25 protein-coding genes are annotated in these 25,761 nt (G+C 69.3%); 10 read left to right on the plus strand and 15 right to left on the minus strand.

The features are described 5' to 3' along the window. Positions 1-164: 164 nt before the first annotated feature. Positions 165-2,495, plus strand: a complete 2,331-nt coding sequence (locus tag GGQ55_RS28490) for a lysylphosphatidylglycerol synthase domain-containing protein (RefSeq protein ID WP_179718536.1) — start codon at positions 165-167, stop codon at positions 2,493-2,495. Between the two features lie 72 nt (positions 2,496-2,567). Then, entirely contained in the window at positions 2,568-2,831 is a 264-nt protein-coding gene (locus GGQ55_RS16585) for an SHOCT domain-containing protein (RefSeq protein WP_179722826.1), read from the plus strand. 1 nt (position 2,832) lies between these two features. Here the strand turns inward: GGQ55_RS16585 and GGQ55_RS16590 are convergent, their stop codons facing one another. Beyond that, entirely contained in the window at positions 2,833-3,594 is a 762-nt protein-coding gene (locus GGQ55_RS16590) for a class I SAM-dependent DNA methyltransferase (RefSeq protein WP_218859308.1), read from the minus strand. A 57-nt stretch (positions 3,595-3,651) separates the two neighbouring features. On the opposite strand from GGQ55_RS16590, the gene GGQ55_RS16595 reads away from it, so the two are divergent. Next, positions 3,652-4,260, plus strand: a complete 609-nt coding sequence (locus GGQ55_RS16595) for a class I SAM-dependent methyltransferase (RefSeq protein ID WP_179718538.1) — start codon at positions 3,652-3,654, stop codon at positions 4,258-4,260. Between the two features lie 2 nt (positions 4,261-4,262). Here GGQ55_RS16595 and GGQ55_RS16600 read toward each other — a convergent pair whose 3' ends face one another. The 3 genes from GGQ55_RS16600 to GGQ55_RS16610 form a co-directional block, all read right to left on the minus strand. After that, positions 4,263-4,751 (minus strand): ATP-binding protein, encoded by a 489-nt coding sequence (locus GGQ55_RS16600; protein WP_179718540.1) that lies wholly within the window; start codon positions 4,749-4,751, stop codon positions 4,263-4,265. 122 nt (positions 4,752-4,873) lie between these two features. Next, complete coding sequence (locus tag GGQ55_RS16605) at positions 4,874-6,484, minus strand: PP2C family protein-serine/threonine phosphatase (RefSeq protein ID WP_179718543.1); 1,611 nt, start codon at positions 6,482-6,484, stop codon at positions 4,874-4,876. A 76-nt stretch (positions 6,485-6,560) separates the two neighbouring features. Continuing rightward, positions 6,561-7,427, minus strand: coding sequence for a leucine-rich repeat domain-containing protein (locus GGQ55_RS16610; protein ID WP_179718545.1), 867 nt, complete (start codon positions 7,425-7,427; stop codon positions 6,561-6,563). 60 nt (positions 7,428-7,487) lie between these two features. Between GGQ55_RS16610 and GGQ55_RS16615 the strand changes: the two genes are divergently transcribed. Beyond that, a complete protein-coding gene (locus GGQ55_RS16615) occupies positions 7,488-8,693 on the plus strand; it encodes an amidohydrolase (protein ID WP_218859309.1) in 1,206 nt (401 codons plus the stop codon). On the opposite strand, the gene GGQ55_RS16620 is transcribed toward GGQ55_RS16615, so the two are convergent. From GGQ55_RS16620 to GGQ55_RS16630, 3 genes are read right to left on the minus strand one after another with little or no spacing between them, the layout of a single operon-like run. Further along, the gene (locus tag GGQ55_RS16620; protein WP_179718548.1) at positions 8,638-9,207 is read right to left on the minus strand and encodes a VanZ family protein; all 570 of its coding nucleotides are present in this window, start codon (positions 9,205-9,207) and stop codon (positions 8,638-8,640) included. The two genes, GGQ55_RS16615 and GGQ55_RS16620, sit on opposite strands and share 56 nt — an antisense overlap. After that, the gene (locus tag GGQ55_RS16625) at positions 9,204-9,368 is read right to left on the minus strand and encodes a hypothetical protein (protein ID WP_179718550.1); all 165 of its coding nucleotides are present in this window, start codon (positions 9,366-9,368) and stop codon (positions 9,204-9,206) included. The genes GGQ55_RS16620 and GGQ55_RS16625 overlap by 4 nt, the downstream gene beginning before the upstream one ends. A 48-nt stretch (positions 9,369-9,416) precedes the next feature. Beyond that, on the minus strand, positions 9,417-10,088 hold the full coding sequence (locus GGQ55_RS16630) for a response regulator transcription factor (RefSeq protein WP_179718552.1): 672 nt from the start codon (positions 10,086-10,088) through the stop codon (positions 9,417-9,419). A gap of 42 nt (positions 10,089-10,130) precedes the next feature. On the opposite strand from GGQ55_RS16630, the gene GGQ55_RS16635 reads away from it, so the two are divergent. Beyond that, complete coding sequence (locus GGQ55_RS16635; protein WP_179718554.1) at positions 10,131-11,291, plus strand: sensor histidine kinase; 1,161 nt, start codon at positions 10,131-10,133, stop codon at positions 11,289-11,291. Positions 11,292-11,522: 231 nt separating this feature from the next. Next, positions 11,523-12,224 carry a hypothetical protein gene (locus GGQ55_RS16640; protein ID WP_179718556.1) on the plus strand — a complete coding sequence of 234 codons (702 nt, stop codon included), beginning with the start codon at positions 11,523-11,525 and terminating at the stop codon, positions 12,222-12,224. Positions 12,225-12,402: 178 nt separating this feature from the next. On the opposite strand, the gene GGQ55_RS27125 is transcribed toward GGQ55_RS16640, so the two are convergent. The 4 genes from GGQ55_RS27125 to GGQ55_RS16660 form a co-directional block, all read right to left on the minus strand. After that, complete coding sequence (locus GGQ55_RS27125; RefSeq protein WP_179718558.1) at positions 12,403-13,530, minus strand: site-specific integrase; 1,128 nt, start codon at positions 13,528-13,530, stop codon at positions 12,403-12,405. A 41-nt stretch (positions 13,531-13,571) separates the two neighbouring features. After that, positions 13,572-13,739: an excisionase family DNA-binding protein gene (locus GGQ55_RS16650; protein WP_246323829.1), complete on the minus strand. Its 168-nt coding sequence runs from the start codon at positions 13,737-13,739 to the stop codon at positions 13,572-13,574. A gap of 97 nt (positions 13,740-13,836) precedes the next feature. Further along, positions 13,837-14,034: a hypothetical protein gene (locus GGQ55_RS16655; protein ID WP_179718562.1), complete on the minus strand. Its 198-nt coding sequence runs from the start codon at positions 14,032-14,034 to the stop codon at positions 13,837-13,839. A 519-nt stretch (positions 14,035-14,553) separates the two neighbouring features. Further along, complete coding sequence (locus GGQ55_RS16660; RefSeq protein ID WP_179718563.1) at positions 14,554-15,786, minus strand: epoxide hydrolase family protein; 1,233 nt, start codon at positions 15,784-15,786, stop codon at positions 14,554-14,556. A gap of 303 nt (positions 15,787-16,089) precedes the next feature. Here GGQ55_RS16660 and GGQ55_RS16665 point away from each other — a divergent pair, with 303 nt between their 5' ends. Next, positions 16,090-16,548: a hypothetical protein gene (locus tag GGQ55_RS16665; RefSeq protein WP_179718565.1), complete on the plus strand. Its 459-nt coding sequence runs from the start codon at positions 16,090-16,092 to the stop codon at positions 16,546-16,548. Positions 16,549-16,571: 23 nt separating this feature from the next. Here the strand turns inward: GGQ55_RS16665 and GGQ55_RS16670 are convergent, their stop codons facing one another. Beyond that, entirely contained in the window at positions 16,572-16,934 is a 363-nt protein-coding gene (locus tag GGQ55_RS16670; protein ID WP_218859310.1) for a DUF4288 domain-containing protein, read from the minus strand. A gap of 128 nt (positions 16,935-17,062) precedes the next feature. On the opposite strand from GGQ55_RS16670, the gene GGQ55_RS16675 reads away from it, so the two are divergent. Then, entirely contained in the window at positions 17,063-17,257 is a 195-nt protein-coding gene (locus GGQ55_RS16675; protein ID WP_179718567.1) for a hypothetical protein, read from the plus strand. A 121-nt stretch (positions 17,258-17,378) separates the two neighbouring features. Here GGQ55_RS16675 and GGQ55_RS16680 read toward each other — a convergent pair whose 3' ends face one another. Continuing rightward, the gene (locus GGQ55_RS16680; RefSeq protein WP_179718569.1) at positions 17,379-18,332 is read right to left on the minus strand and encodes an EVE domain-containing protein; all 954 of its coding nucleotides are present in this window, start codon (positions 18,330-18,332) and stop codon (positions 17,379-17,381) included. 361 nt (positions 18,333-18,693) lie between these two features. Between GGQ55_RS16680 and GGQ55_RS16685 the strand changes: the two genes are divergently transcribed. Both GGQ55_RS16685 and GGQ55_RS16690 read left to right on the plus strand, forming a co-directional pair. Then, positions 18,694-18,894 (plus strand): hypothetical protein, encoded by a 201-nt coding sequence (locus tag GGQ55_RS16685; RefSeq protein ID WP_179718571.1) that lies wholly within the window; start codon positions 18,694-18,696, stop codon positions 18,892-18,894. Positions 18,895-19,350: 456 nt separating this feature from the next. Then, a complete protein-coding gene (locus GGQ55_RS16690) occupies positions 19,351-22,761 on the plus strand; it encodes an SIR2 family protein (protein WP_179718573.1) in 3,411 nt (1,136 codons plus the stop codon). A gap of 190 nt (positions 22,762-22,951) precedes the next feature. Here GGQ55_RS16690 and GGQ55_RS16695 read toward each other — a convergent pair whose 3' ends face one another. Then, positions 22,952-24,424 (minus strand): toll/interleukin-1 receptor domain-containing protein, encoded by a 1,473-nt coding sequence (locus GGQ55_RS16695; protein ID WP_179718575.1) that lies wholly within the window; start codon positions 24,422-24,424, stop codon positions 22,952-22,954. 270 nt (positions 24,425-24,694) lie between these two features. Further along, the gene (locus tag GGQ55_RS16700; protein WP_179718577.1) at positions 24,695-25,213 is read right to left on the minus strand and encodes a hypothetical protein; all 519 of its coding nucleotides are present in this window, start codon (positions 25,211-25,213) and stop codon (positions 24,695-24,697) included. Positions 25,214-25,761 lie beyond the last annotated feature (548 nt).

Consider the following 25,761-nt stretch of genomic DNA (forward strand, 5'->3'; position numbering starts at 1 on the left):
ATACGGATTGACCAACTACTCCCAGTGACGCTTTCGGGTGATCTGTCGCCGCTCACCGGCGGGTCGGGTGCACCCGTGAGCCGGTCTGCCAGGCGGTGAGCCGCAGACTGTCGCTCGTGGCGACGTCCGAGGTGCGGCCTCCTGGGGGAGGTGTGCGGCGCGCAGTGCGTCATCGGGGCGCCTCGTTCTGGCCGCCGGGCCGCATCCGCCGGCCGGTCGACGTCCCGCGGCTGATCGCCTCCTCCCTGGCGGCCCTGGCGCTTGCGGCGCTGGCCGCCTTCGCGCCGGACGCGGCCCGGACGCTGGCCGAGCTGATCCCGGTCGCGCACACCGACCTGACGCGGGCGCTGCTGTCGATCGTCAACGTGTTCGCCTCGCTCACCGTCCTGATCGCGCTGATCGTGGTGGTCGTCGACGCGATCCGGTTCCGCCGGTTCGCCCTGACCTCGGCGGTGCTGGCGTGCGTGGTCGCCGTGCCGCTCGCGGTGGGGGTGGCGCTGCTTGCGCACCTGGCGTCGTCCGCGGCGCACACGCTCCTGCTCGGTGAGCCGCACCAGTCGGCCGGCCTGCCGGTGACGGCGGTGACCGCGCTGCTCGTCGGCGCCGATCTGCACGGCCGGCCGTGGTGGGCGCGATCGCGGATCGCGCTCGTGATCGGGATCGGTTGCGCGATGGGCCTGGGCAGCCTGACGCTGGTCAGCGCGGCGTACGCCGTCCTGGTCGGGACGGCGGCCGGCCTCGGCGTGCGGGTGGCCCTCGGTGTGCTGCCGGCGCGGCCGCCGGAGGACGTCGTCCGCTCGGTGCTGGCCGGCGCCGGCTGGCAGCTGACCGCGCTCGAGCCGATCCAGGAGGCGGCCGGGCGGGTCCGGTACGCCGGGGAGCGGGCCGACGGGCAGCCGGTGCGGGTGACCGTGGTCGACCCCGACCGGCGGGGGGTGACGTTCGGCCGGCGCGCGTGGCGGCTGCTGCGCCTGCGGACCGCCGCGGTCGGCCGCCCGGCGCTGTCGCTGCGCGGACTGCTCGAGCAGCAGGCGCTGTGCGCGGCCCTCGCGGCGGCTGCCGACGTCGCGGCGCCCAAGGCGCTGGCGCTGCTCGCGGCCGGGCGCGCACTGCTGCTGGTGGAGGAGCCGCTCGCCGGCCGGCCGCTGTCGGCCACCGAGATCGACCTGCCCTGCGCGACCGCTGCGATGCGCGAGCTGCGGCGGCTGCACGAGGCCGGTCTCGCGCACGGCGCGATCACCGCGGAGTCGGTGCTCGTGCTGCCCGACGGCCGGGCCGGGTTCGCGCACCTCGGCGCCGCGCAGCCCGCGGCCACCGACCTGCAGCGCGAGCTGGACGTCGTGGCGATGCTCGTCGTCGTGGCCACGTCGGTCGGTCCGGACGACGCGGTCGCCGCACTGCGCGCCGGCTACCGGACCGAACCGGTGGCGGAGACCCGGCTGGCGGCGCTGCTGCAGCCGCTCGCGCTCCCGCGCAAGGACCGGCCGCCCCGTCGCCGGCACCTGCTGCCGGAGCTGCGGACCGCGCTGACCCTGGGGGAGTCCGCCGGCGGCCCGGCGCCGCGGCTGGAGCGGCTGTCGACCCGCACGGTGGTGAGCATCGCGGCGGGCACGCTGGCGGCGTACCTGCTGATCGGCCAGCTCGGGCAGATCGACCTGCTGGGCGCGCTGCAGAAGGCGCAGCCGGGGTGGCTGGCGCTGGCGCTGCTGGGCTCGGCGATCACCTACGTCGGGTCGGCGCTGGCGCTGCAGGCGTTCGTGCCCGTCTCCCTGCCACTGGGGACGACGGCGCTGGTGCAGCTGGCGTCGTCCTTCCTCACGCTGGTGACCCCGCCGGCGGTCGGGCAGGTCGGGCTGAACCTGCGCTACCTGCAGCGGGCCTCGGTGCCGGTGGCCACCGCGGCGGCGGTCGTGGCGGTCAAGGAGTTCGTCACGGTGCTCGTGACGGTGCCGCTGCTCCTGCTCTGCGGCTGGCTGAGCGGGGTGTCGGCGTCCCGGCTGACCCTGCTGCCGAGCGGGGACGTGCTGTTCGTGCTGGGCGTGGTCGCCGCCGCGCTGGCGGTGCTGGTCGTCGTGCCGGTAACCCGTCGGCTGCTGCTGCGCCGGCTGCAGCCGTTGCTGCGCCAGACGCTCCCGCAGCTGATCGCGGCGGCCAGCGATCCGCGCCGGCTGGTGCTGGCGATCACCGGCGTGCTGGTGCTCAACGCCGGCTACGTGCTGGCGTTCGACGCGTCGCTGCGGGCGTTCGGCGCCTCCCTCGACCTGCCGACGCTCGTGGTCGTCTACCTCGCCGCCTCGGTGCTCGGGTCGGCCGCGCCGACGCCGGGCGGGCTCGGGGCCGTGGAGGCGGCGCTGGTCGGTGGCCTGACCGCCGTCGGCGTGCCGGTCGCCGCGGCGCTGCCCGCCGTCCTGGCCTTCCGGACGGCGACCTTCTGGCTGCCCGCGCCGCTCGGCTACCTCGCGATGATCGGGCTGCAGCGCCGCGGCCGGCTCTGACCGACGTCCCGGGTGCTCGGGACCTTCGATGGCTGCCCGACCCCGGAAGCCGGGCGAACAGTCGAAACCGTGATGGGCTGGTTCTACGGCAACGGCGCCCACATGACCGGCTGGGGCTGGGCGGCCATGACCATCAGCAGCGTGCTGCTTCTGGCCCTGCTGGGGACGATCCTGCTGCTCCTCGTGCGGCTCGGGTCGCGGCCGGTCGACCGCCCGGCCGAGCGACGCGCACCGGAGCAGCTGCTCGGCGAGCGGTTCGCCCGCGGGGAGATCGACGAGGACGAGTACCGGCGCCGTCTCGACGTCCTGGCCGAACGGCGCACTCCGGCGCCCTGATTCAGGCGCGCGCGTAGACCGAGACGTGGCGCAGGCTGCGCCCGTCGAACGGCTCGCCCGCCCAGCCGCCGTGACGTTCCCTCAGCCGGAGCCCGGCGAGGCGGGCCATGAGGTCGAGCTCGCTCGGCCAGACGTAGCGCAGCGCGAGCGGTCCCATCGAGATCCCGTCGGCGCCGATGCGGAGATGGGCCTTGTCCACGCGCTGGGTGGCCCGGTCGAAGCGCCCGACCTCGAGCCGGACGCCGTCCGGGCCGATCCCGGAGGCGTCGACGTACTGGTCGACGCCGTCGCGGTCCTGCCGCAGTCCGTACATCGGGTCGGGGACGACGTTCTCGACGACGAGGACGCCGTCGCCGGTGAGGTGCCGGGCGGCGTTGGCCACGCACTGCACCTGCTCGTCCTGGGTGATCAGGTTCATCAGCGAGTTGAAGGCGACGAAGACCAGCCGGTAACGGTCGGGCAGCTCGACGGTCGCCATGTCGCCCTGCACGACGGTCAGCCCGGCGCCTCCGGGCTTGGCGCGCAGCCGCTCGATCATCGCCGCGGAGAGCTCGATCCCGTCGACGCGCAAGCCTGTCGCGGCCAGGGGCAGGGCGAGCCGGCCGGTGCCGATCGCGAGCTCGAGCACCGGACCGTCGCCGGCGAGTCCGGCCAGGCGGGCGACCGCGGCCTCCTCGTCGCCGCGCGGCTGGTCGTCGTAGGTGGCGGCGACTTCCGGGCCGAAGCTGTCGGTCGGGTCGAACGGCATGAAGGTGAACGGCACGGACCGTGATCCTGGAACGGCGCCCGGCCCCGCACCAGCGGATATCGTCTGCAGCCGATGCAGCACTACGACGTCTTCGCGTGGTTCTACGAGTGGGGCACCGAGAAGCTCCACGGCCGGCACCGGCGGGAGGCGATCGACCTCCTCGACCTGAAGCCGGGCGCGACCGTGCTCGACGTGCCGACCGGCACCGGCGCCGGCATCCCGCTGCTCCGCTCGGCCGTCGGCGCGACCGGACGGGTCGTTGCGGTCGACTACTCGCCGGGCATGCTCGCCCGGGCGCGGTCGAAGGTCGCGAAGGCGGGGTGGGACAACGTCGACCTCGTCGAGGCCGACGCCCGCACGCTCTCCCGCGACCTCGTCGGCGTCGACCAGGTGGACGCCGCGATCTGCATGCTCGGGCTCACCGTGGTGCCCGACTGGCGCGAGGTGTTCCAGCGCGTGTTCGACCTGGTGCGACCCGGTGGGCGCATCGCCGTCATGGACCTCTACCTCGACGGCAAGCGGACGAGCGGCGTCGCGAACACCTACTACCGCCTGCTCGCGCAGGCCGATTCACGCCGTCGCGTGTGGGAGCCGCTGGCCGAGCAGGCCGACGACGTCCGGACCATCGACCACGACTGGTTCGGCGGTGTCGCCAGGGTCGTCGCGGGGACGAAGCGCTGACCTCAGTACCGGCCGCCCGGTAGGCAGGGAACGGGATCGCAGGCCGGGGTCGTTTCGATCAGCGCCCACACCGTCTTGCCCCGGCCGTCGCGGGTCCAGCCGTGCGCCGACGCGAGTCGTGCCGCCATGTACAGGCCGTGCCCCCCGGTGGCGGCGTCCCGTCCGACCGCCGGGACGGGGGCGCGGTCACCGGCGCCGTCGGCCACGGTGAGCAGCCAGCCGCACCCGGTGGCGTGCACCGCGACGCGGATCGGTGCCCGGCCGTGTCGGAGCCCGTTGGACACCAGCTCCTCGAACACCAGCAGGAGTCGTTCGAGGCCGTCCTCGATCGCGTCGTCGTCGAGCCCGGCCGGTCGGTCCGCCTCGGTGGCGCGGCGCAGCTCCGACCGCATCCGGCTCAACGCGGACAGCGACGGCGGCTCGCCGTCCCACAGCAGCACCTGCCCAGCTCCCTGTCGAGGGGGGCACTGCTGCCACTGCGGCTGGTCCATGAGCTGCCTCTCCTCGGCGTCGGGGCTGCACCTGCACCATCGGCACATGCCGCGGCGGCCTGAACCACCGGCACCCCCGTGCGCTGCCTGACCTACCCGGCGCTGGGCTGCCTAGTCGGCGCTCACCCGGCGAGGACGGGGACGGCCGGGCGGGAACGGGTGCGCTGGAGGCAGACGACGGTGTGGTCGTCCCGCCGGGCGGTGTTGCCGCCGAAGCGCATGCTGGCCGCGGCGATCGCCTCCACCAGCCGGGGCCCGTCCTCCGCGCCCACGGCGGTGACGGTGTCGAGGATGCCGCGGATGCCGAACTCGGTCCCGTGCCCGTCCCGCGTCTCGGTGACCCCGTCGGTGTAGGCGAGGAGCAGGTCGCCGGGCCGGAACGGCGCGGTGGCCGTGTTCCACGCCCAGCCGAGCACGATCGAGGAGAGCAGCGGTCCGGTGGTCGGCAGCTCCAGCCATGACCGCGGCCCGTGCGGGGCCACGATCGGGACGGCGGGTGACGGTCGCTGGACGCTCTCGGCGAGGGGGCCCAGCAGCAGCCCGGCCGGGTGCCCGGCGTTGGCGTAGGACACCGTCCCGCGCTCGGTGTCGAGGACGGCGACGAACGCGGTGGCGAACTGCCCAGGGGGGACGCCGACCAGCTCGGCGCAGACACCGGTGAGCGCCTGCCCGGGCTCGAGTCCGGCGCGCAAGGCGGTGATCAGGGAGTGCTTGAGCCGCAGGGCGAAGACCGCGCTGCTCGGTCCGTGCCCGGCGACGTCGCCGAGCACGAGGCCGAGGCGGGTGGGGGAGAGGGCCACGGTGTCGTACCAGTCACCGGCGAGCACGCCCTCGGCCGGGTCCAGCCGGCCGGCGATGCGCACGCCGGCGATGTGTTCTCCGGCGGGCTGCAGCGCGGTGCGCAGAGCCGACACCGCGGGGCCGGTCTGCTCCAGGGCTTCGAGGCTGCGGCGGGTGGTGTGCAGATCGGCGGTCAGCCGGTCGCGCATGGCGGTCACGTCGCCGGCCAGGCTGCGCATCTCGGGCGCGCCGGTGACGGGCAGCTCGGCGCTGAGGTTCCCCCCGGCGACGGCGCGCGTGGCTTCCGCGAGCCGCACGAGCGGGCGCGCCACGGACCGCCACAGCACGACGCACCCGGCGACCGTGAGCACCAGCAGCGCGGCCAGTGTCGCGGTCAGCAGCACGGTGAGGCGCTGCTGGAGCGAACCGACGCGGTCGGCGACGCGCGAGGTGGCGCTGCTCAGCCAGGAGTCGAGGGTCTGCTCACGCTGGCGGATGGAGTCGAAGAGCTCCTTGCCCTCGCTCGTGGCGGCCACCGTGCGTGCCTCGTCGACGTGCCCGCTCTGGACCAGCGCGATCTGGCCCTGCGCGTAGTCGATCCAGTTCTGGTGCGCGGTCTCGAGCGCGGTGATCGCGTCGGGCGGGCCGTCCACGGCGGCCCAGCGGGAGCGCAGCGTGGCCGTCAGGGCCGGGCTCGCGGCCTCGGCCTGCTGGTACGGGTCGAGGAAGGTCGTGCCTCCCGTCAGCAGGTAGCCCCGCAGCCCGGTTTCCTCGTCGACGTACCCCGTGAGCAGCTGCGACTCCACCCGCCCGGCGGCCGCGAGGTCGTCGAGCCGGGCCTGGCTGTCGCTGAGCTGGTTCGCCGTGACGGCGACCGCGGTCGCCGCCCCCGCTGTCAGCGCCACGACGACCACGCTGGCCACCAGCACCTGCCGGGCCAGCCCCTTCTGCACTCGGTCTCCTTCTCGCGCGCGAGCACGGCATACCGCCGGTCCGGCACCGGGTGGGTCTCACTCTCGCACGCGCCGGTCAGGCCAGACCGTTGACGCTCACGCCGGCGGCCCGCAGCTCCTCGATGCCGGTGACGTGCGTCGTGTCGGTGTCGTCCAGGCCGAGGTTGACCAGCGTGTGCACCTGCAGCAGCGGCGTCAGGTCGGTGAGCGGGTTGGCGCCGAGCTGGAGCTCCTGGAGCAGTTGCGCCTGGGCCAGCCCGTGGACGTCGGAGATCTGGTTGCCCCAGACGTCGAGGATCAGCAGCGTCGGGATGGTGCCGAGCGGCGCGGGGTCGGTGATCTGGTTCCGCGAGAGCCGCAGCGTGTCCAAGGCGGGCAACCCGGCCAGCGGCGAGACGTCGGTGATCGCGTTGCTCGAGAGGTCGAGCGTCCGGAGCCCGTCGTGATCGGCCAGAGGGGCGATGTCGGTGACCCGGGCCGCGGCCACGCCGAGCGCGTTCAGCGTGTTCGTGTGCTCGAGCGGCGAGAGGTCGCTGATGGGGTTGTTCGAGAGGCCGAGGTCGAACAGCTGCAGGCCCTCGAGGGGCGCCAGGTCGGTGACCTGGTTGTCGGTGAGGGTCAGCGTGTTCAGGTGCGACAGCCCGTGCAGGGGCGTGAGGTCGCTGATCTCGTTGCGGGGCGCGTCGAGGACGTTGAGGGCGGTCAGCTGCTCGACGCCGTCGAGGGAGTGGATGTGGTCTGCCGCGTCGAGGCCGTCGCAGTGCAGTTGCGTGAGCTCGCCGAGGTCGGCGGTGTGCGTGACGGGCGCCCCAGCCGCCATCGCCACGCACGCCGCCAGTGCGGGGTCGGGGAAGATCTGGTCGATCGGCTTCGCCGGGTCCGAGGGTGCGGCGCACGCGCCCAGTCCGAGCAGCAGGGTCAGGACGGCGCCGATCGCTCTCATCGCTGACCAGCTGATCACGCAGGTCAACGCGATACGCGGACCTGGAGGAGCATGTCGCAGATGAGCACGGCCGTCACGGTGTTCCGCGATCTGCGCCCGATGGGCGGCCCCGCGGTCGACCTCGTCGTCCGCGACGGGGTCGTCGCCGCCGGTCCGGCGGCGGACGGGGCGGACGTCGTGGACTGCCGCGGGTTGCTGGCGCTGCCCTCGCTGGTCGATGCGCACATCCACCCGGACAAGACGTCGTGGGGAGAGCGGTGGTTCTCCCGCCGGCCGGTGACCACCGGGATCGCCGGGTACGCGGAGCAGGACGTCGAGCTCTCCCGGGGAATGGATACGCCGGTCGCCGTCCGGGCCGGCCGGCTGATGGCGCACGCGGTCGCCCGGGGCACGCGGGCGATGCGCGCCCACGTCGACGTCGCCCCGCCTTTCGGGCTGGACGGGGTGCGTGGCGTCGCCGCCGCGCGGGACGAGCTGGCGCACGCGCTGACCGTGCAGATCGTGGGCTTCCCGCAGCAGGGGGTGTACCGGGCGCCCGGCACCGCGGAGCTGCTGGAGGAGGCCGCCCGGGAGGGTCTTATCGACCTGGTGGGCGGCATCGACCCGCTGGGTTTCGACGAGGCGTCCGACGCCCAGCTCGACCTGGTCTTCGGCCTGGCCGACCGCCACGGGCTGGGGGTGGACATCCACCTGCACGACACCGGCGAGGCCGGGCTCCTCCCGCTGCGCGGCATCATCGACCGCACCCGCGCGCTCGGGCTTCAGGGCCAGGTAACGGTGAGCCACGCGTTCTGCGTCCCGGCCGCGGACGACGTCGACCGGCTCGCCGACGAGCTCGCCGAGGCCGGGATCAGCCTGACCACCGTGGTCCCCGACGTGGTGCGGGTGCTGCCCGTCGCCCGGCTGCAGCGGCACGGCGTCCGGGTGGGTCTCGGCTCCGACGGCGTCCGCGACGCGTGGAGCCCCTTCGGCAACGCCGACATGCTGCACCGGGCCCATCTGCTCGGGCTGATCACCCGCGCCCGGGTCGACGAGGACCTCACCGCCTGCCTCGTGGCCGCCGCCCACGGCGGTGCCGACGTGCTCGGCCTGCCCCGCGCCGACTTCACGCCCGGGTCGCCGGCCGACTTCCTGCTCGTCGACGGCGAGTGCGTGCCCCAGGTGCTCGTCGACCTCCCGCCCCGCGCGCTGGTCGTGCGCGCGGGCCGGGTCATCGCGACAGGCGCACCTGCGCCGGGGGCGCCGGGCGGGCGAGCAGGAGGATGACGACGGCGGCCAGCGCCCCGATGCCGGCGCCGACCCCGTTCGCGACGACGTCGGCGAACGTCGCCACCCGGGTGGTCAGCGCCGCCTGGTAGCACTCGATGGCCATCGAGAGCGCCACGCAGAGCAGCACCGCTCTGATCGGTCGGCGCAGCAGCAGCGCGAGGAAGAGGCCGAGCGGCACGAACAGCACGACGTTGAGCGGGCCGTCGGCGGTCTGCGTCCACGCGGTGAAGTCGCTGGCCTGAGGCCGGACGTTGGCCAGGATGCTCGCCGGCACGTCGTCCACCAGGTGCAGCGCGGACCACCCGCCGGAGGGCACGACGGTCACCCCGAGGACGACGGCCAGCGCGGCGCCGGTCAGGAAGGTCAGCACGCGGTGCCGGCGGACGAGCGCGGCGACGAGGACGGCGAGCAGGAGGCCGGCGGCGATCGTCGTCGGCACGGAGGGCGCCCGCTCGAACATCGCCAGGTAGTCGACGCCGCCGCTCGGGATCGGCCCGGTCGGCGGGGTCATGGCGAACCGGCCGTGGTCCAGTGCGCCGGCGGCGGCACGTCATCGGGAAGGAGCGCTACGACGATCCGGAAGGCGATGAGCGCCGCCAGCGCCGGGGCGAGCAGAAGGGCGACCGTGGCGGTGCCCACCGCCCAGCGGCTGCGGCTCGTTGGTCGCTTCATGCTCTGGACCTTGCGCCGGACGTCGTCGCGCCCCGGTAACGCGCGGGCTTATGCCTCGCTTATCTCCCCGAAGCGGTAGCCGACGCGAGGGACGGTGGCGATCACCGGCGGGTCGCCGAGCTTGCGCCGCAGGGTCATGACGGCGACCCGCACCGCGTTGGTGAAGGGGTCGGCGTGCTCGTCCCAGGCCTTCTCCAGCAGCTCCTCGGCGCTGACCACCGCGCCGTCGGCCTGCAGAAGCACGCGGAGGACGGCGAACTCCTTGGGCGTGAGGTCGAGCAGCCGACCATCGCGGAAGGCCCGGAACTTCGGCTCGTCGAGGACGACGCCGGCGCTCTCGAGCACCGGGGGAGTGCCGACGGGGGGCCGTCTGGCGAGGGCCTGGACCCTTGCCGCGAGTTCGGCGAAGGCGAACGGCTTGGTCAGGTAGTCGTCGGCACCGAGGGACAGCCCGTCGACGCGGTCGCGGATCCCGCTCGCGGCGGTGAGCAGCAGGATTCGGGTGCCGACCTTGGCGTCGATCGCCCAGCGGCAGACGGCGTCGCCGGTGGCGCCGGGCATGTCCCGGTCGAGGACGGCGACGTCGTAGCGGTTGACGCCGAGCCGCTCTATCGCCCCCGCGCCGTCGTAGCAGACGTCGACGGCCATCGCGAGCTTGCGCAGCCCCTCGGCCACGGTGTCGGCGAGCAGCACCTCGTCGTCGGCGAGCAGGACGCGCACGGTCGATCAGACTCCTGGACGTCGGATAAGGACGAGATAAGCATGCGTCGGATCTCCGCGTTCGCGCCGGTACCGTCGGTGAGCGTGGTGCTGACCCCGCGCCGGCGCGCTGCGATCGCCGTCCTGGTGACCTGGCCGCTGGCGTACTTCTGGGTCGACTTCTTCCTGACCACCGTCAAGGGGCTCGTCTACTACCTGCGCGACACCCCGCCCTGGCCGTACTGCGCCGGCGGTGCCGGCTGGGTCAGCGTCACCAACAGCTGCTCCTCGTACAGCCCGGGGCTGGCGGTGGTCGAGCTGCTGGTGGCTGTGGGTCTGGCGCTGGCCGTGGCGGTGCTGTTGGCGCGGTGGGTGATGCAGCCCGTGCGGGCGCTGGGGGAGACCCTGGGCCGGTTCGGTCCGGCCAGCCTGGCGCTGCGGATGCCGGTGGACGGCGGTCCTTCTGATGAGACCGGCCGGCTGGGTGCCTCGCTGAACGCGGTGCTGGACCGGTTGGCGGAGGGCTACGAGGCGCAGCGGCGTTTCGCAGCGACCGCGTCGCACGAGCTGCGGACCCCGCTGGCGACGCAGCGGGCGCTGATCGAGGTCTCGCTGGCGGGTTCGCTGACGCCTGAGCAGCTCGAGCTGCTGTCGCGCCAGTTGCTGGCGACGAACGAGCGCAACGAGCAGCTCATCGACGGCCTGCTCACCCTGGCTGAGACCGACCGCGGGCTGGTGACGACGGCGCCGGTGCCGCTCGACGAGGTCGTGCCGGCGGCGGCCGAGCAGTTCCGCGCGGCGGCTGTCGCCGCCGACGTGACGCTGTCGGTGGAGGCCGCGCCGGTGACGGTGATGGGGGAGCGGCCGCTGGTCGAGCGGCTCGTCGCGAACCTGGTCACCAACGCGGTGAAGTACAACGAGCCCGGTGGTTCCGTCTGGGTCCGGGTGGACGACGACGGCGCGCTGACCGTTGAGAACACCGGCTCCGTGGTGCCAGCTGAGCTGGTGAATGGACTGTTCGAGCCGTTCCGGCGGCTGTCCGGCGAGCGACTGGTGCACAGCGGCGGGGTCGGATTGGGCCTGACGATCGTGCGCTCGATCGCGGCCGCCCACGACGCCACGGTGCTTGCGGAGGCCCGTCCGAACGGCGGGCTCCGGATCACGGTCCGGTTCCCGGCTCGGGCGGTGCGCCTCTCGGCCGCACCGCGCGTAAGCGTGGGATGAGGGTTCGCTCTACGACTGCCGGCCCGTCCGGTACCAGCCTGGCGCTACGCAGGCCCCTGATCAGCCGATTCTGCGCACAGCCGATGGATAGCGGCGGGTAGTTCCCAACTGCCTCGAGTCTCCCAGCCCACCTTCAGCGGGAGGGCTCCCATCTGCATCAGCCTCGGGGCAGAGCGGGAGAGGGCGTCGCTGTCGCACCCGACTCGCGGTCGCTAGCGGCACACTGTCGTCATGCGGCTCTCGGGGGAAGCGAAGGTCGGCCTTGTAGCTGCGGTCATCCTCGCAATAGTCTTCGCCACCGGGCCGCCTTGGTGGTTCAAATTCTTTGCTTCTAATGAGACCTCGTCGGAGAGCACGGCAACGAGTTCTCAACCAGTGGTCACGTCGTCCGCCCCCGCAACCACCAGTAATACATCAGGCCCAACCTCGCCAGTGACGACGTCGTCCTCAGATGAGCCGACGCCGGCCTCGCCTGTGTCGACCTTCAACCCACCGGCTCCATCGTTCTCCACCATGCCGCTGGCGGACGTCTTTCGAGAGAGCCGGGTTTTGAGTCAGCCGCGCGTCAAGGTTATTGGCTCGGCTCCGTTCACGTACGTGATCGAGCCCAACCTCGACAGCTACGAGTATGTGAATGATGACGAGGACAACGTGCTCTGGCAGGTGGCTAGTTCTACGTGTCAGTCGCTAGATTTGCAGATTGGCGTCTCGACCGACCAGCCGATCGGCGTTGACCGAACAAATCTAAGCGACATCATGAAGATCTCCACTCAGGCTGAGGCGTCATTGACCCTGCACCTGCCGGTTGATCAAGTCACAAACGCACACGTAGCGCTGACCCCCGGTGAGGCTTTCGCCATAACACTGTCGGGGAGCTACTACATTTTCATCAATGGGTCTGGAAACTGCACGGCTCCCTTGAGCTTTTCGTGACCGGTTTGGCGGCCCGTCTGCAAGGTAATGCCATGGGTGGCGTGGAGCGGGTGACGGGAATCGAACCCGCATGGCCAGCTTGGAAGGCGGGCCACGTGGTGGCATATGCGCTGTTCAGCGGGTCGTCGGAGCCTCGAAGAGGCTCGACGTGACCACAACATGACCAATCGACGCGCGGCTACTCCGGTCGATCGATGTCGTCGGGCGTCTCGGTGAGCGCGGCCAGCATGGCGTCGAGGGCGCGAGCGATGTCGGCGTCGCGGTCGTCGGCGGCGTGCTGGTAGAGCAGCGCGGCTGCGGGGGAGGAGTGGCCGAGCCGGCGCATGAGTTCCTTGGTGGTCGCACCGGTAGCCGCGGCCAGCGTGGCACCCGTGTGCCGCAGTTCGTGGGGCCGGACCGCCGGCAGCCCGATCGCGTCGGCGGCGCGCCGGAAGGTCGAGTTCCAGTTGCTGCGCGCGAGGTAGCCGCCCGAGCTGGTGGAGAACAGGAGGGCGTCCGGAGAAGGACGGACGTGCTTCTCCAGGTGGTCCTCCAGTGCTGCCGCCACGCCCGCGGGCAGTGTCACGGTCCGGTGCCCCGCGTCTGTCTTGGGCTCACCGCTCACCCACTGGCCCCCGACGCGCCGAACTGAGCGCTCGACCCGCACTCGGCCGCCGGGGAGAACGTCCGACCGGCGCAGGGCCGTGGCCTCACCGAACCGGAGACCGCCGAAGGCGAGGACGAGCACGAGGGCGCGGTAGCGCTCGGTTCTCCTGTCCCGCCCCAGTTGCTCAGCCAGCTGCAGTGCCTCTACAGCCGTGAGGGCTCGAGAAGGGCGGGACGCCCTCGGCGTGCCGCCACCCCGGAGCCGGCACGGGTTGGACGCGATGGCCTCGTCGGCCACGGCGACGTTGAGGATGGCGCGGAGAAGCCGATAGGACTGCGCCAGCGCGGTAGGGCCTGTTGTCCGGCCGGCCTGGGCATGCCATGAGCGGACGGAAGCTGGAGTGACCTCGTCGACGGGTACGGCCGCCCATGGTTCGGCGAGATGGTGTCGCCACAGGCCCTTGTAGAGAACGCGCGTTCCCTCCCTGAGGTCGTTGCGAGCGAGGTAGTCCTCGGCGTACTCGCCGACGGTCCGTCCCTTGGCGTTCGGCGCGCGCCAGCTTTTGCGGAGAAGGTCGGTCTGCTCGCTCGCCAGCCAGGCCCATGCGTCAGCCTTGGCGACGAAGATCTTGGTGTGGCGCCTGCCGTCCGGCCCCAGATACCGCGCCCGGTAACGGCCGCTGGGGAGTCGGTCTACCGAGCCGAACGTCCGCTTGGCCACGCCGCGACCTTGACGGCTGCGTCATAGCTCGTGTGGCGAGATCACCGCTGGCTGTGGACGCGGCCGGCGTCCACAAGCGCGTCTAGCGCCGACCGCTCGAGGCGCACATACTTGCCGATTTTCACGAAACTGATCCGACGCTCGGTGATCAGCCGGCGGACGAAGCGGGTCCCCGTACCGAGGTACTCGCCGGCCTGCTCGACCGTCATCAACGGACCCCGGGCCGTGGCGTCGAGGTCTGACAGCTGCGCCGATCGGGACGTCATGAAGCCGAGCCTCGTTGTCCGTCTTCCTGGACTTCTCCGGTCAGGTCCAGGGAAAGTTGCGATCCCGCACTGCAGGGCCGGTGCGTCGACGGTGGGCTTCGACGAGCTGGATCAAGGCGGCCTGGATCTGCGCCAGATCGCGGTCATACACCCGCCCGTCGTTCAGTTGACGGACGAGTTCGTCGAGCAACCGGGGCCAGTCCCGCCGGGTAGGTGTGATCGGTGTCAGAGCCTTCACCCGTCGCTCGACGACTTGGACGGCTGCGCGCCCGGAGGCCGCAGCCCGCTTCTGCTCCCACGCACGGTGACGACAAGTGGCCGAACACCACTTCGGGATCGGCCCGCGAGTGCCCGGAGTGATCGGACCACCGCACCAGCCGCACGTCGTGGCGGCGGAACGCCGTACAGAGCCGTCGGCTTCCGATCGGGGCTTGGCTGCAGTGCCGCTTGGCCGGCCTGCCCCGGCCCCACGGCGCTGCCTCTCTCGCTGGAGCCGTCGACTTCGATCGCCGGCGTTCGCCTTGCTTGCCATCGCTCCGACGATGCGGATGGGCCTTCAGAAAACCTGTGACAACGAATTCCGGAACCCGACGGTGCAAGAGGTGTGACGGTCGATGATCTTGAGGTCTTCAGGTTGTCGGGCACGCGCAGTCGGCGCCCGTCGGTAGCGGCCGATCCAGGCCGGCCCCTGGTGTCTCTGAAGGCGGCCTCAGAGACAGATGCCTCAGCGTCGCTGGGGCCGCAGGGCCCTCATCAACTACCGGGGCGCGGGGACCTGGGGTGCACGGAGCGTGCGGAAGCCGGCGCGAAGCTCTTCGGCGAACAGCTGCGGCTGTTCCCAGGCCGCGAAGTGACCGCCTCGGTCGAGCTGGTTGTAGTGGATGAGCCGGGGGTATGCCCGCTCGGCCCAACTCCTCGGAGCCTGGTAGGCCTCGTGGGGAAAGACGCTGACGGCCACCGGGATGGTGACGCCCTTGGCGTCCCAGAAACCGCCCTTGTACTCCCAGTACAGGCGTGACGCGGAGACGCCGGTGTGCGTCAGCCAGTACAGGGTGATGTTGTCGAGGACTTCGTCCCGGGTCAGCTCGCCGGTGTCGCTCGTGGGCCGGTTCAGGGCCGCGGCTACCGCCGCGGCGGGCTGGCCGCCGGCGTCGTCGTGGTCGAGCAGCCAGGCGGCCAGGCCGACGGGTGAGTCCGCGATGCCGTACAGGGTCTGCGGCCGCGAAGCCATGTACTGGGCGTAGGCGACTCGCTTGAGGGTGGTGGCCAGCTGCTCGTAGGCCCGTCGTTCCTCCGCGGAGAAGCCGGGCTGCGGCGGTTCGCCGGCCAGCAGGGATCGGTAGACGTCGGGCGGAACACTGCCGGCGTAGTTGGTGTGGATGGCGAGCAGGCCCGGCGGTTGCTGCACCCCCATGAAGTCGACGACGAACGCACCCCAGTCGCCGCCCTGGGCGACGTATCGGGGATAGCCGAGGCGGGGCATCAACTCTGCCCACGCCCGGGCCATGCGTTCAGGACCCCAGCCGGGGCTGGTCGGCTTGCCCGAGAACCCGTATCCCGGCATCGACGGGATCACCACGTGGAAGGCGTCCGCCGCGGTGCCACCGTGCGCCGTCGGATCGACGAGCGGGTCGATGATCTTGAGCTGCTCGATGATCGAGCCCGGCCAGCCGTGGTTGACGAGCAGCGGCAGGGCCTCCTCGTGCCGGGACCGGACGTGGATGAAATGGATGTCCAACCCGTCGATCTCGGTGACGAACTGCGGCAGCGCGTTCAGTCTCGCCTCGCATCGGCGCCAGTCATAGTCGGCCGCCCAGTAGCGGGCCAGTTCCTGCATCGTCGCCAGCGGCACGCCCTGCGACGGATCGGTTTCCTGGTCGGGCCAGACGGTCGCGGCGACGCGTCGGCGCATGTCGGCAAGCGCTTCGTCCGGAATCTCCACCTGGAAGGGGCGGATGGCGCTGCCGGTCTCCTGCACGACGGTGGTCATGGGGCTGCCTCTCGATCTTGGGACGGGGAAGTCCGGGACCGGTCGGTGCCGCAGGAGCCCCGTGGTCAGCGCCACCGGGAACGGTCCGCGCTTCTGGGACGGCCGACACATTTCTCCGGTGTCCCAGCTCGGCCAAGACCCGTCCGCGGCCCTCCCGGCACGCCGGAACAGCCCGTGATCGCGGATGTCGATGCTCCCACCTCGCAGGTCTTGGGTGTCCCTAAGTGGGCCGCTCAGGGCGAGTCCCGCGTGTCGCCCCACGGACGGCTTTGGGGCGCATTGGAGTGGGCCGATACTTCATGCGTGTTGGGACGCCGAGATGAGCGACGCCCGTCGATTCCCGACGGGCCGCAAGCCGTCGTCGGGCGGCGATCGGACCTGCAGCGCCTCGTCGGGACCGACCTCGCGGCGGTGACGTTCATCGCCGACTTCCTGGAGATCACCTTTGACGGGGACAACCTTCCGGCGACTCCCCGCCTCACTTGTCTGGCCTGGCCGAGACTGTCCGCTCCTGAGGGCACCTGGTCAGTCGGCCAGGCGGGATACCGGGATCGGCTAGTTGAGACGATCGGTAGCCGGGTCACGTCAGTCGACGAGACGCCGGATGACGGCATCACCATCAAGGTCGATGGCTGCGATCTGATCGTCCGGCCGACCGAGGACGAGGTCGCGGGCCCGGAGATTCTCCAGCTCTACTTCCTGGAGACCGGTGAGATGAGCGTCTGGCGCGGGGGAGAGGACTCCTTCGCGTACTTGGCCTGACCGCGTGTCCCTAAATGGGCCGTTCAGGGCGACTTTTGCTGCCGCTTGGTGCCGGTGTCGAAGAACGCGTCGAGGTAGTCGGAAGGAGCCAGATCGCTGTCCCGCAGCAGTGAGAACACTTCGACGCCGTCGTCCGGTGCATCGGGCAGTTGATACGACTGAGCGAGCCCCACGTACTCCGCCAGAGCGAGGGCAGTCGCGTAGTCACGCGCCTCGGTCTCTGCTCGGTCGATCGCTTCGTCGTGGCTCTCTGCCCGCCACAGCGTGACGCGCTCTTCGAAGGTTCTCTCGGCGTCTTCCGAGACCCCTTCCATCGCGAAGACGCATCGAACTGCGTACCAGCCGGAGGAAGGTTCGTCCGTCACCGCCAGGATGTTGCCAGGCACGGGACGTGAGCTGTCGACACTCGCCCTACATGGGCCGCCTAGGGCGACGGCCTCACACGGTGGAAGGACATTCCTCCTGAGCCAGGGCCGGATAGGTCTTCGAGCCGTACGGTCCGACGCGAGTGGTCATGAGGAAGGCGGGAGGCGCGGTGAGGACAGGCGGCACCCTTGTCATCATCGGGCTCGCGGCGGTCCTCATCCTTCTCCAAGCCGTCCGCCCACTTCACAACCTTCAGGCCAAGCCTGTGTCGCGAGGCTGGCTCATCGGGATCATCGGCGGCTTGGCCGTCATCGTGGTCGTCGTACAGATCTTCACCAAGTAGTCGCTTCGACAGGTGTCCCTAAGTGGGCCGCTCAGAGACAGTCGGCCGGGTAGCCCGGAGGGCGGCTTATGGGACACCTGTGGGTATGGGGCTGCGATGGAGGGCTGGTCGGCGTAGCCGTTCAGCTGACGTTCGGGAGCCTCGTCCGTTTGGTTCTACGCCGCACGACCGACGCCCCGAGGTCGTCGTGACTCACGAACGCGACTTCCGGGTGTTCCTCGAGAAGGGACTTGCCCCACTTGCCTAGGTCCGCTCCGACGACGATCCCCTTCGTCGGTCGCCCGCCGGCGAGCTCGTCGCGAGCGTTGGCCATGTACCTCAGCACCTGACCGACGGTGTCTCCATTCACGGTGCGCGCTTTGAGTTCGACGACCACGTACTGCCCGCCGGCCTTGTCCCAGTAGACGAGGTCGGCCCGGGTTCGGTCGGCCCAACGGCGCTGCTGGTCGCGCAGCTCGAGAGAGTAGCCCAGCTTTCGCCAGATGTCGCCGTTGTTGACGAGGTACTGCTCGAGCGCAAGCTCGTCCTCCAACTCGCGGGCCCTGTGCTCGATCGCGGACCGGACCTCCTCCGGCCGCCGGTTCGTTAACCGGTCGAGGAGTCGCTTCCATATCGCAGGGGGCACCCGGTGGACGGACCCATTGAAGTTGATCTTTAGTGCGGCCCACTCCGCCAGGGACGGGTCCGCCCTCATGGCCTCGATCGACAGCGGACGGCTGAACTTCTTGACGACGGTGTAGTCGCACCCGTGGGTGTTCCTTCCCGGGAGCCCGTCGCCCGCCGAGAGCGGGTACGCGTCCGACTCCGCTCTGACGAGGTATGCGATGTCCTTGCGCTGTCGTGCCCGGTACAGGAGCGCCACGTCGCCGAACCGCGTGTCGGAATGGCACGTCCACCAGCCTCTGGGCCCGTCGAACGACGCTGGGTCCAGGTCGGCTCGATCCCGGCCGCCGTCGTCCAGGTAGAACTCAGGTCCGGTGACCCAAAGCCACGTCTGTCCGGCCGTCGGGGTTGCGGAGCCGGCCCCGGTCCTCCGTTGAGCGCCGTTGCGACGGAGCCTCTCGATCCAGCGCACCAGCAACTCCTTCGGTCGTCCGACGCGATCGCATCGAGCGCGGCGAGGTCCCTGAGACGGGCTTCGGTAATCGAGCGGGACCGGACTGGTCCGGGCGTCGTCGAGTAACAAATAGCACACGTCGCTTGCGGAGACGGTGAGTCCGCCATTACTGTCCCAAACCGAACAACCCCACGCCGAGTCGGGAGTGCGTCCCCGGACGTACGGACCGATAGGCATTATTGGGGTCTCACGGACTGCATATGAGTCAGTCCAAGGGGTTGTTCAGCCAAGCAGACGCTTGCTGTCCATGAGGTGCTGCGATCCGGGGCGCGGCCACACCCTTGTGGAGTTTGCCATGCAGTTTGTTTCCCCTGCGGTCATGCCCGAGCCCGTGATCACCAGCCAGAACGTCGTACCCCTCGCGAAGCTGGCCGTCGGCGGGCTGTGCGTCATGAGCCTGCTCGGTGTGACCGCCTACTCGATCAACAAGACTGGGAGCGCTGAAGCGCTGAGCGGAATGGCGCCGGTCTTCACCGCAGTTTTCACCGCATTCATTGGGCCGCCTGCCGTTCTTGGCTGACGCACGGGCCGGATTGCCCGGCCTCACGCCGACCACCTAGCCGGAAGTGCCACCCCGTCGGCGATGCTGGATCTGGGGTGAGTGGCTCTAAATGGGCCCGCTATGGGACACGCAGTCCCCCGCAACGCGCTCCGAGGGTGCTGTCCTTCCCGTGGCCGGGGTAGAACCAGGTGTCCTCGTCCAGCCGGCCGAAGGTCCAGTCCTGCAGGTCGCCCATCAGCGATGTGAAGTCGGTCGGGTTTGTTGTCCTCCGAGGACTGCCCGGGAGGCAGAGCGGCCTGGGGCAAAGCGTTCGGGGTGAAGCCGACGTATCAGTCGCTTCGGGCGGTGGTCGTGGGTGCCCGCCTACCTCTCCGAGCCAGGACAAGTCGATCGTCGGCGGTCGTTCGCGGAAGGACGTGCTAGATATCGACTGTGACCTGGGGGAGAACTGGCCGCGACGAGCGCCTGTCGGCCATGACGGCCGACATGCGATCGTTCGACAGCGTCGCTGTTGTGGGCGCTGGCATGTCTGCCTTCGCCTACCCGATGACGATGCAACTCCCCGCTCTGCTCTGGCAGGCGATCGGTGAGGTGGAAGGTGCCGCACAGGAGCTAGAAAGACGAGCTGGAAGATCAGGGACGCCAAAGGAGATCCTCGGGACTGACCCAGAGGCCGTCGCGTTGGGCTGGCAGCTCGCCCGCGACATCCCTGCCGTACGGCTGGCCTTCCAGCGGGCGTTCGCGAATCTCGACGCCGGACGAGACCCCTCGCCGGCACATCGCGAACTCGCTCGCCTCATCCACGAGGGGAAGGTCCAGTTCGTCATCTCCTACAACTGGGACTCGTGTCTCGAACGTGCCTACCAAGACATCTACGGCATTCCGCTGCCGAAGGGCCTCCTCATCAAGCCGCATGGGGACGTCCTCGTACCGGACCAGCCATGGACTCTCCCCGATGAGGACGGGTTGGTACCCCAGGCGGTCCTCGACCGGCTGATCCAGTTCGACGATCGACCGCGGACTCTCCTGGTACTCGGGTACAGCGGTTCCGACCCCTTCGTGGTCGAGACCTTGCTGCGTCCGTTGCAGAACAAATGGCCGGTCTACAAGATCGGGCCGTCAGCGTCGGGCGCCGATGGAGTACCTACTACCGCGGACTACGCGTTGGCCGAGGTCGCTCATCGGCTTCTTGTTCCGGCCCGAAGCCCGGGGTGGCGCTTCGTGGTCTTCGGCCGGTCGCGTGGCTTCGAGGCGGCGCTGCGGGGCGAGCGTCTCCGGCCGGTGGACGTGGACGCCTGCCCGGAGTTGCCGTACGCGCAGACACTCGCCCAGCGTCTCGCTGCGTCGCGGTTCGCAACCCTGTCGGGCGGGTCTGGGACTGGGAAGTCCGTAACTGCGTTCCACGCCGCGCGACGGCTGAACCATGTGGGATGGGCCGTCGTCGAGCTGACGCGGGCGGGAGTAGCTGGGGCGCAGGAGGTACAGGCTTTCGCTGCAATGCCAGGGCCAGTGCTGGCTGTCGTTGACGACGCGCAGGCACTGGACCCTGACGTGGTCGCCGATCTTCAGGCTGTTGTTGATGACCGCCATGCGGTTCTGCTCGTCTCGACTGAACGACGCGAGGGCCACAACGACGAAACAGTGTCGGAGGTACGCGCCAAGGGTCTCATCTACGAGCACTGCATTGATCATCTAGACGAGGTTGAGCCCCTGCTCGCGTCGCTCGATGATCGGGTCGGGCCGGGCATGTTTCGCGAGTCGGCGCGCCATCGACTCCAGGTCGCGAACGCGAGCGCGCGTGACCCCTGGTCATTCATGTTCGTCGCGTCTGGCGGCGAGCAGCGGATCGCCGGCATCTTGGATCGAATCGCCGAGACTCCCGCGGCCGCTTTGCTTCTTGGTGCTGTCGCGGTAGGTCAGATGACCTCGCTAGACGCGGGCGTGACGCGCGAGCAGGCGGCGCTTGATGTGGCGCGCGTGACGGCGGACGCCTTTGGCGCCGCCGACGGCATTCTGGATGCGGAGCGTTTCAACTCGACCGTCGACATCCTCCAATCCGAGCGGTTAATCCGGGAGAACAGCGGACAACTGCGCACCCCTCATATTAGAGTCGCGGATCGCGCGCTGATGGACCTCGCGCGTCGTGACAACGTTGTCGGGGTCGGCGTGCGCGCGATCGTTCAATCGCACCTCTTGAACTCGGATCTTCCGGTTCGAGGTAAGTACTGGGTGCTGGACTCGTTCACACGGAGCGACTCGCTTCGCTACCGGTGGCGAGCCGAGTGGCTTGAGGACGCCACCGTCGACGCCCTTGTCGCACAGTGTCTGGCCGTCGGCACCGGCGCGGACCGGTCCGTGGCGGCGCAGTTATTGTCCGAGCTCGCCTTTGCAGGGGTGCTGGACCGCCAGCGGTGGGAAGCCATCGTGGCGCGCCTAGTCGTTTGGCTGCCAGACGTAGACGCTGCCGAGGTCTTCGGCATCCGACGTCTCATAAGTCACCTGCGCGGTGCTCACCGCGACCTCTATGGCTCGGTCCGGAAGTCCCTGGCTCCGGGGGACCTGGCGGCGTTGTTCAGCACGCGGGGATCGCGGCCGAGTGGGCCCGGTTGGGCCGACCTACTCCGAGAGTTAGCACCCGACCATGACGCGGACGAGCGCCCCGCGTGGGGCGAGGCGTTCGCGGAAAATATCGACGTCGGCGCCATGCAGGGCTGGCTGGCTCGTACCAGTTCCGAGTCTCATAACGATGAGATCGCGGATCTCATCGACACCCTCGCAAATCTTGCTCCAGCGGTTGCGTCGCAAGCGCTCCTCGCCTGTAGTCCGCATCTGACCAGCTCGATCGAGTCCAACCTGGCAGATGCGTCGCGCGGGTTAGGCCATTGGGCATTCGGCAGCATGGGCCTCGTCGCCCACCTAGCCCCTGCCGCTGGCCGGCTGACATTGCGTCGCGAGCGGTCCCAGCTCCACGAGGTTGAGTTCGATGATGTCGTAGACGCGCAGTTCGACGACGACTTGTCCGAGGAAGACCCACTCAAGAACGAGCACGGGGGCCGCTGGGAGCCGCCACAAGAATTCACCGATTTAGCGGCGGTAACGCTGGAGGTTATGCGGAGGATCGATTGGACCGCTGCGGGCACGTCCCTGAACGGACGGGCCCGACATGAGCTTGAATCCCTCGATCTGTTCCTGGCCTGGCTCGCATGGTTATCGTCTGACTTCATCGACATAATCGCGGAAGCCATCGCGTTCGACTGGCTCGACCAGCTGGTCTGGGAATCCTCGGACGACTCGACGGAAGACGGCGCACCATCGCCAGCTGACGCCTTTGACACATTTCCCGTCACAACCGTCGACCCAATAAGCGGCATCTTGGCGGCGATGGCGCAAGGGCGTCGCGGTCAGGAGCGCGCACGGATCTACCTGAGCGATCGCCTCGCCACGCTCAAGAGTTTCCCATTCGTGCTGATAGACGAGTTTCCCGACGTAGCCGTCGCGGTCGTCCGGGCGGGTGGATCCGTGCGACTGGACAGCCCGCGCGGCGGTGGCTGGGAGTCGAATGCGCGCGCTCTTCACGTGCTCCGGCGAGTCGACTCCCAAGCGGCGGATCGAGTCCTCGCCCAATCTGAGGCGAACCTGCTCGCGGCCCTGCAGGCGCCGCAGCCACACGACATGCGGGGCCTGGCGAGGGCCATCGCTATCGCCGACAGGGTTAATGAGGAGCATTTCAATCGCATGCTCTCGGTACTGGACGCGAGCGAATGCGAGCCAATCTGGCGCCAGCGTCTGGACGACGCTGGGGACGACGCTCGGGCGTTGGTCGAGAGAGCTGCTGGCATCGACGGCCCAGTCGCGGAAGTGGCACACCGTCTTCTAGGTAGCTGAGCGTTCTACTGCGTGCATTCATACGACTTTGGCCTGCTCAGCAGTGTCCTGTCGTCTGCGCGGGTCACTCATCCGTGAACGTGCGCCGGTTTCGGGAGCGCAGGTAGACCCTTCGAGAGTCTACGGCGCCGCATTGCCTCCAGACCGGGGCGTTGGCCTAAGCAAGCTCTGAGGCCGAGACCGCTCCTAACTAGAACAAGGTGTCGCTTTGCAACTTGCGTCGCGTGTGGTCGGGCACATTCCGGAAGCTCACGGTCTTGGTCTCGCCCGGCCCTAGTTGGTTCAGAGGCACCTTCTCGGTTCCAAGGATGGCGCCAACGGCGTCGTAGAACGTTGCCGCCAGTATCCCCGAGTGCACGACGCCATCGTTGTTCGTCACCTCGACGTGGAGTTCGCGTCCTCTTCGACCATTGGTTATGGACTCATTGCTGAAGCCGATCGGGGAGGCACCTCCAAGCGTGGGGGTGGAGGGTCTCGTCCACGACCCGTCCACCTCAGCGGCTTGGTCTCCTGGCAACAATGCTGCGCTTATGAGTGCTTGAATCTGGGCTTTATGGGAATCGATGGCCCGTTTCCACTGGGGCAATCGGAAGTTTAGGCCGGCATCCTGTTCGAGCCGATCGTGCAACTCGTCGAACACGTCCTCCATCTCCCGCGCCGTACCCATGATCCCCATCTGGACATTGCCGATGGCTTTGACGGCTTCGGCTCGGCTGAGCGGCGGAATAACGATGGGATACGTTGACAGCCCCATTACCCAAGCCCCTCCGAGTTCCATTAGACACATGGGGCGTTTCAAAAAGGTTGGCGAGACAAGCTCGATGACCAGTGACGCTTCTCGCAATGTCTCCCGCAAGTACGTTCCGACATCTTGGCCGGATGGGATTCCCGTCGCCCTGTCCGACGAATAGAAGAAGCGTTCCTGCGGAACGCCCGCGAGTACAAGCATGTCGCGAACCTTGTCGGCCAGCTCCTTGTCCGCGCTGGCATGGCTTACGAAGATCTGACCTCTTGGCACGTCGTCTCCATCTAAAGCGGGGCTGAAGTTTCGTGGCAAAGGAGCGGCGTCGGCATCTGCTGCTGGCTGGCCGCCGGCTTCCTCGACAATCCGCCGCTGCAGCTTCACGTAGTCGCCTATGTCATGAATCCCGCGCAGTCTTCTCGCCACCCCTGGATTGATCGCGCAATGCCAGCCCGCGTCGCCGCCTGATGCCCGAGAACTCAAGGGTTGCGGCGGCGAGTCCCACAGCAGGCTAAGCGCCCGGTCAAGGAGGAGTTCCTCATCGACGAACCGAGTGAGTCCGGGATCGGATCGACGAAGCTCAGGCTCTCGGTCGTCCGACAGATACAACTCTGAAACGCGCAGAATTATATGCAAGCAAGCTGCGACTACCGGCTCCGCGTCGGCGACATGACGGGCTACATGCAGCGGCACCCGGAAGATGCGGTCGTGGGCCGTCCATGGGTAAAGGGTCGGCAAGGAGCGCGCCGCAGTTTCAACATCTTCAACGATGTCTTCTCGGTCAAGGTTCCGTTGTAGCTGATCAAAGCCGGGCCAACTGCCCGTCTCGAGGAAGTTCTGAATCGCTAGGGTTGCCAACTCACGATGCGACGCGACCCAAGTTGCGGTGTGGCGATCTGAGCTTGACGACGGGACGGGCATCGTAAGAAGTATGTCAGCGACCTCTGCACGACGTCTTCGGGCCAGCCCCTAGAACGAGGAGTTCCCCAACGGTGTCTGCTGTCTCCTCGCTCAGCGTTGGCTCCGGCGGGACGTGTGACTGGTAGTGAGCTTGGTGGGTGTCCCGTAGGCCGCCGTTTTGGCCGACCCGGGCGCGGGCGTCCGTGAGCGGCCCACTTAGGGATACGCACGCACACGTAGCAGGACGCTCGACCGATCCACCGGGCGTCCGTTCTACCGACGAGCGCTTCGTTACCCGCTCGTTCGTATGGGAATTGGCAGGTGGGTTCTGCTGCGCACCGTCTTGCCTGAACCGAAGCTGGCCGAAGCCTGACACCACTTCGGCGGCTTGCTGCTGGCCTGTAGGAGACGGGACGCGGCATCGACCTCGTCCAAGGGACAGAGGAAGGTCACTTCGGCGCCTGGCTCCAACCGGCAGGGCAGCGACACGCGATCGTTCGGTTGCCAGCTCGGCAGGGTGTACGAGGCCTTGTTGTCGAAGGAGATAGACCAGTTGGTGACCGACACAGCCAGGCGGCCACGGTTCTGCACTTGCACGGCCAGGATCGGAGTCGAACAGCCCTGACGAACGAGCTGCTCCAGGCGAAAACCCTTGACGGGCGCCGTCACAGCGCCGTTGGCGTTCATCCCACCGATCATGAGTCCCACCCGAGGCCGGCTGGCGCCCAGTATGAACTGAACAACTTGCCAGGTCAGCGAAGCGGTGGAGATCACGAGAGCGAGCAGAGCGATGATGAAGGTGCCGGTCATCTCCGGAGCGTTGCGGCACCTCCGACAGTCTCACGAGAGCCGTCGGAGCTTCGCGCGTTGCAGGACGAGCGCGGCGTGACCGTGTCGGTGGAGCCGCCCCGTGTTCGTGAGCGGTCGACATAGGACCGTCAAGGTTCGCGGTTGGTCGTCGGTCAGGGCCCCGTTGCCCGCGGGCTGGGAGAACCACGGATCCTGCTGTTGTCCTATAACCGCGTGCCTCCCTTGCACGTCGGGTGTCCCTTAGGCCGCCTTCAGGGACACCCGTAGCGCTCGTAGCCAAGCTGAGGAGTCGCGCCTGGTTGCAGTTCTGGTTGCAGTTGGGCGCGTTCGCGTCGGTGCGCCCCCGTCCGTCGTCGTACGGACGGGCACGTCAAACGGCATACGGAACGGCGATGAACCGCCACGAACGCGATGATGACGGCCTGGCAGTGTGGGGTCAGGGCTCTGACTCACCGGCGCCCAACCGGTCAGATGTCGCCCCTGGAGACAGGGGCGGCCCGCATGGCTGCCGGACTCGTCCGGTCGCGGGCGCTCGGAGGGGCTAGCTG

Origin of the sequence: Petropleomorpha daqingensis (genome assembly GCF_013408985.1) — a bacterium.
Taxonomy (GTDB): Bacteria; Actinomycetota; Actinomycetes; order Mycobacteriales; family Geodermatophilaceae; genus Petropleomorpha; species Petropleomorpha daqingensis.

Coding starts and splice junctions, on each gene's coding strand:
- GGQ55_RS16650 (WP_246323829.1), bottom strand. CDS start 13,739: ATGACGGTCGAGCAGGCCGGCGAGTACCTCGGTACGGGGACCCGCTTC.
- GGQ55_RS16615 (WP_218859309.1), top strand. CDS start 7,488: ATGAGCACGGCCGTCACGGTGTTCCGCGATCTGCGCCCGATGGGCGGC.
- GGQ55_RS16695 (WP_179718575.1), bottom strand. CDS start 24,424: ATGCCCGTCCCGTCGTCAAGCTCAGATCGCCACACCGCAACTTGGGTC.
- GGQ55_RS16660 (WP_179718563.1), bottom strand. CDS start 15,786: ATGACCACCGTCGTGCAGGAGACCGGCAGCGCCATCCGCCCCTTCCAG.
- GGQ55_RS16635 (WP_179718554.1), top strand. CDS start 10,131: ATGCGTCGGATCTCCGCGTTCGCGCCGGTACCGTCGGTGAGCGTGGTG.
- GGQ55_RS16690 (WP_179718573.1), top strand. CDS start 19,351: ATGACGGCCGACATGCGATCGTTCGACAGCGTCGCTGTTGTGGGCGCT.
- GGQ55_RS16685 (WP_179718571.1), top strand. CDS start 18,694: ATGCCCGAGCCCGTGATCACCAGCCAGAACGTCGTACCCCTCGCGAAG.
- GGQ55_RS16600 (WP_179718540.1), bottom strand. CDS start 4,751: ATGGACCAGCCGCAGTGGCAGCAGTGCCCCCCTCGACAGGGAGCTGGG.
- GGQ55_RS16585 (WP_179722826.1), top strand. CDS start 2,568: ATGGGCTGGTTCTACGGCAACGGCGCCCACATGACCGGCTGGGGCTGG.
- GGQ55_RS16675 (WP_179718567.1), top strand. CDS start 17,063: ATGAGGAAGGCGGGAGGCGCGGTGAGGACAGGCGGCACCCTTGTCATC.
- GGQ55_RS16595 (WP_179718538.1), top strand. CDS start 3,652: ATGCAGCACTACGACGTCTTCGCGTGGTTCTACGAGTGGGGCACCGAG.
- GGQ55_RS16700 (WP_179718577.1), bottom strand. CDS start 25,213: ATGACCGGCACCTTCATCATCGCTCTGCTCGCTCTCGTGATCTCCACC.
- GGQ55_RS16610 (WP_179718545.1), bottom strand. CDS start 7,427: ATGAGAGCGATCGGCGCCGTCCTGACCCTGCTGCTCGGACTGGGCGCG.
- GGQ55_RS16620 (WP_179718548.1), bottom strand. CDS start 9,207: ATGACCCCGCCGACCGGGCCGATCCCGAGCGGCGGCGTCGACTACCTG.
- GGQ55_RS16625 (WP_179718550.1), bottom strand. CDS start 9,368: ATGAAGCGACCAACGAGCCGCAGCCGCTGGGCGGTGGGCACCGCCACG.
- GGQ55_RS16640 (WP_179718556.1), top strand. CDS start 11,523: ATGCGGCTCTCGGGGGAAGCGAAGGTCGGCCTTGTAGCTGCGGTCATC.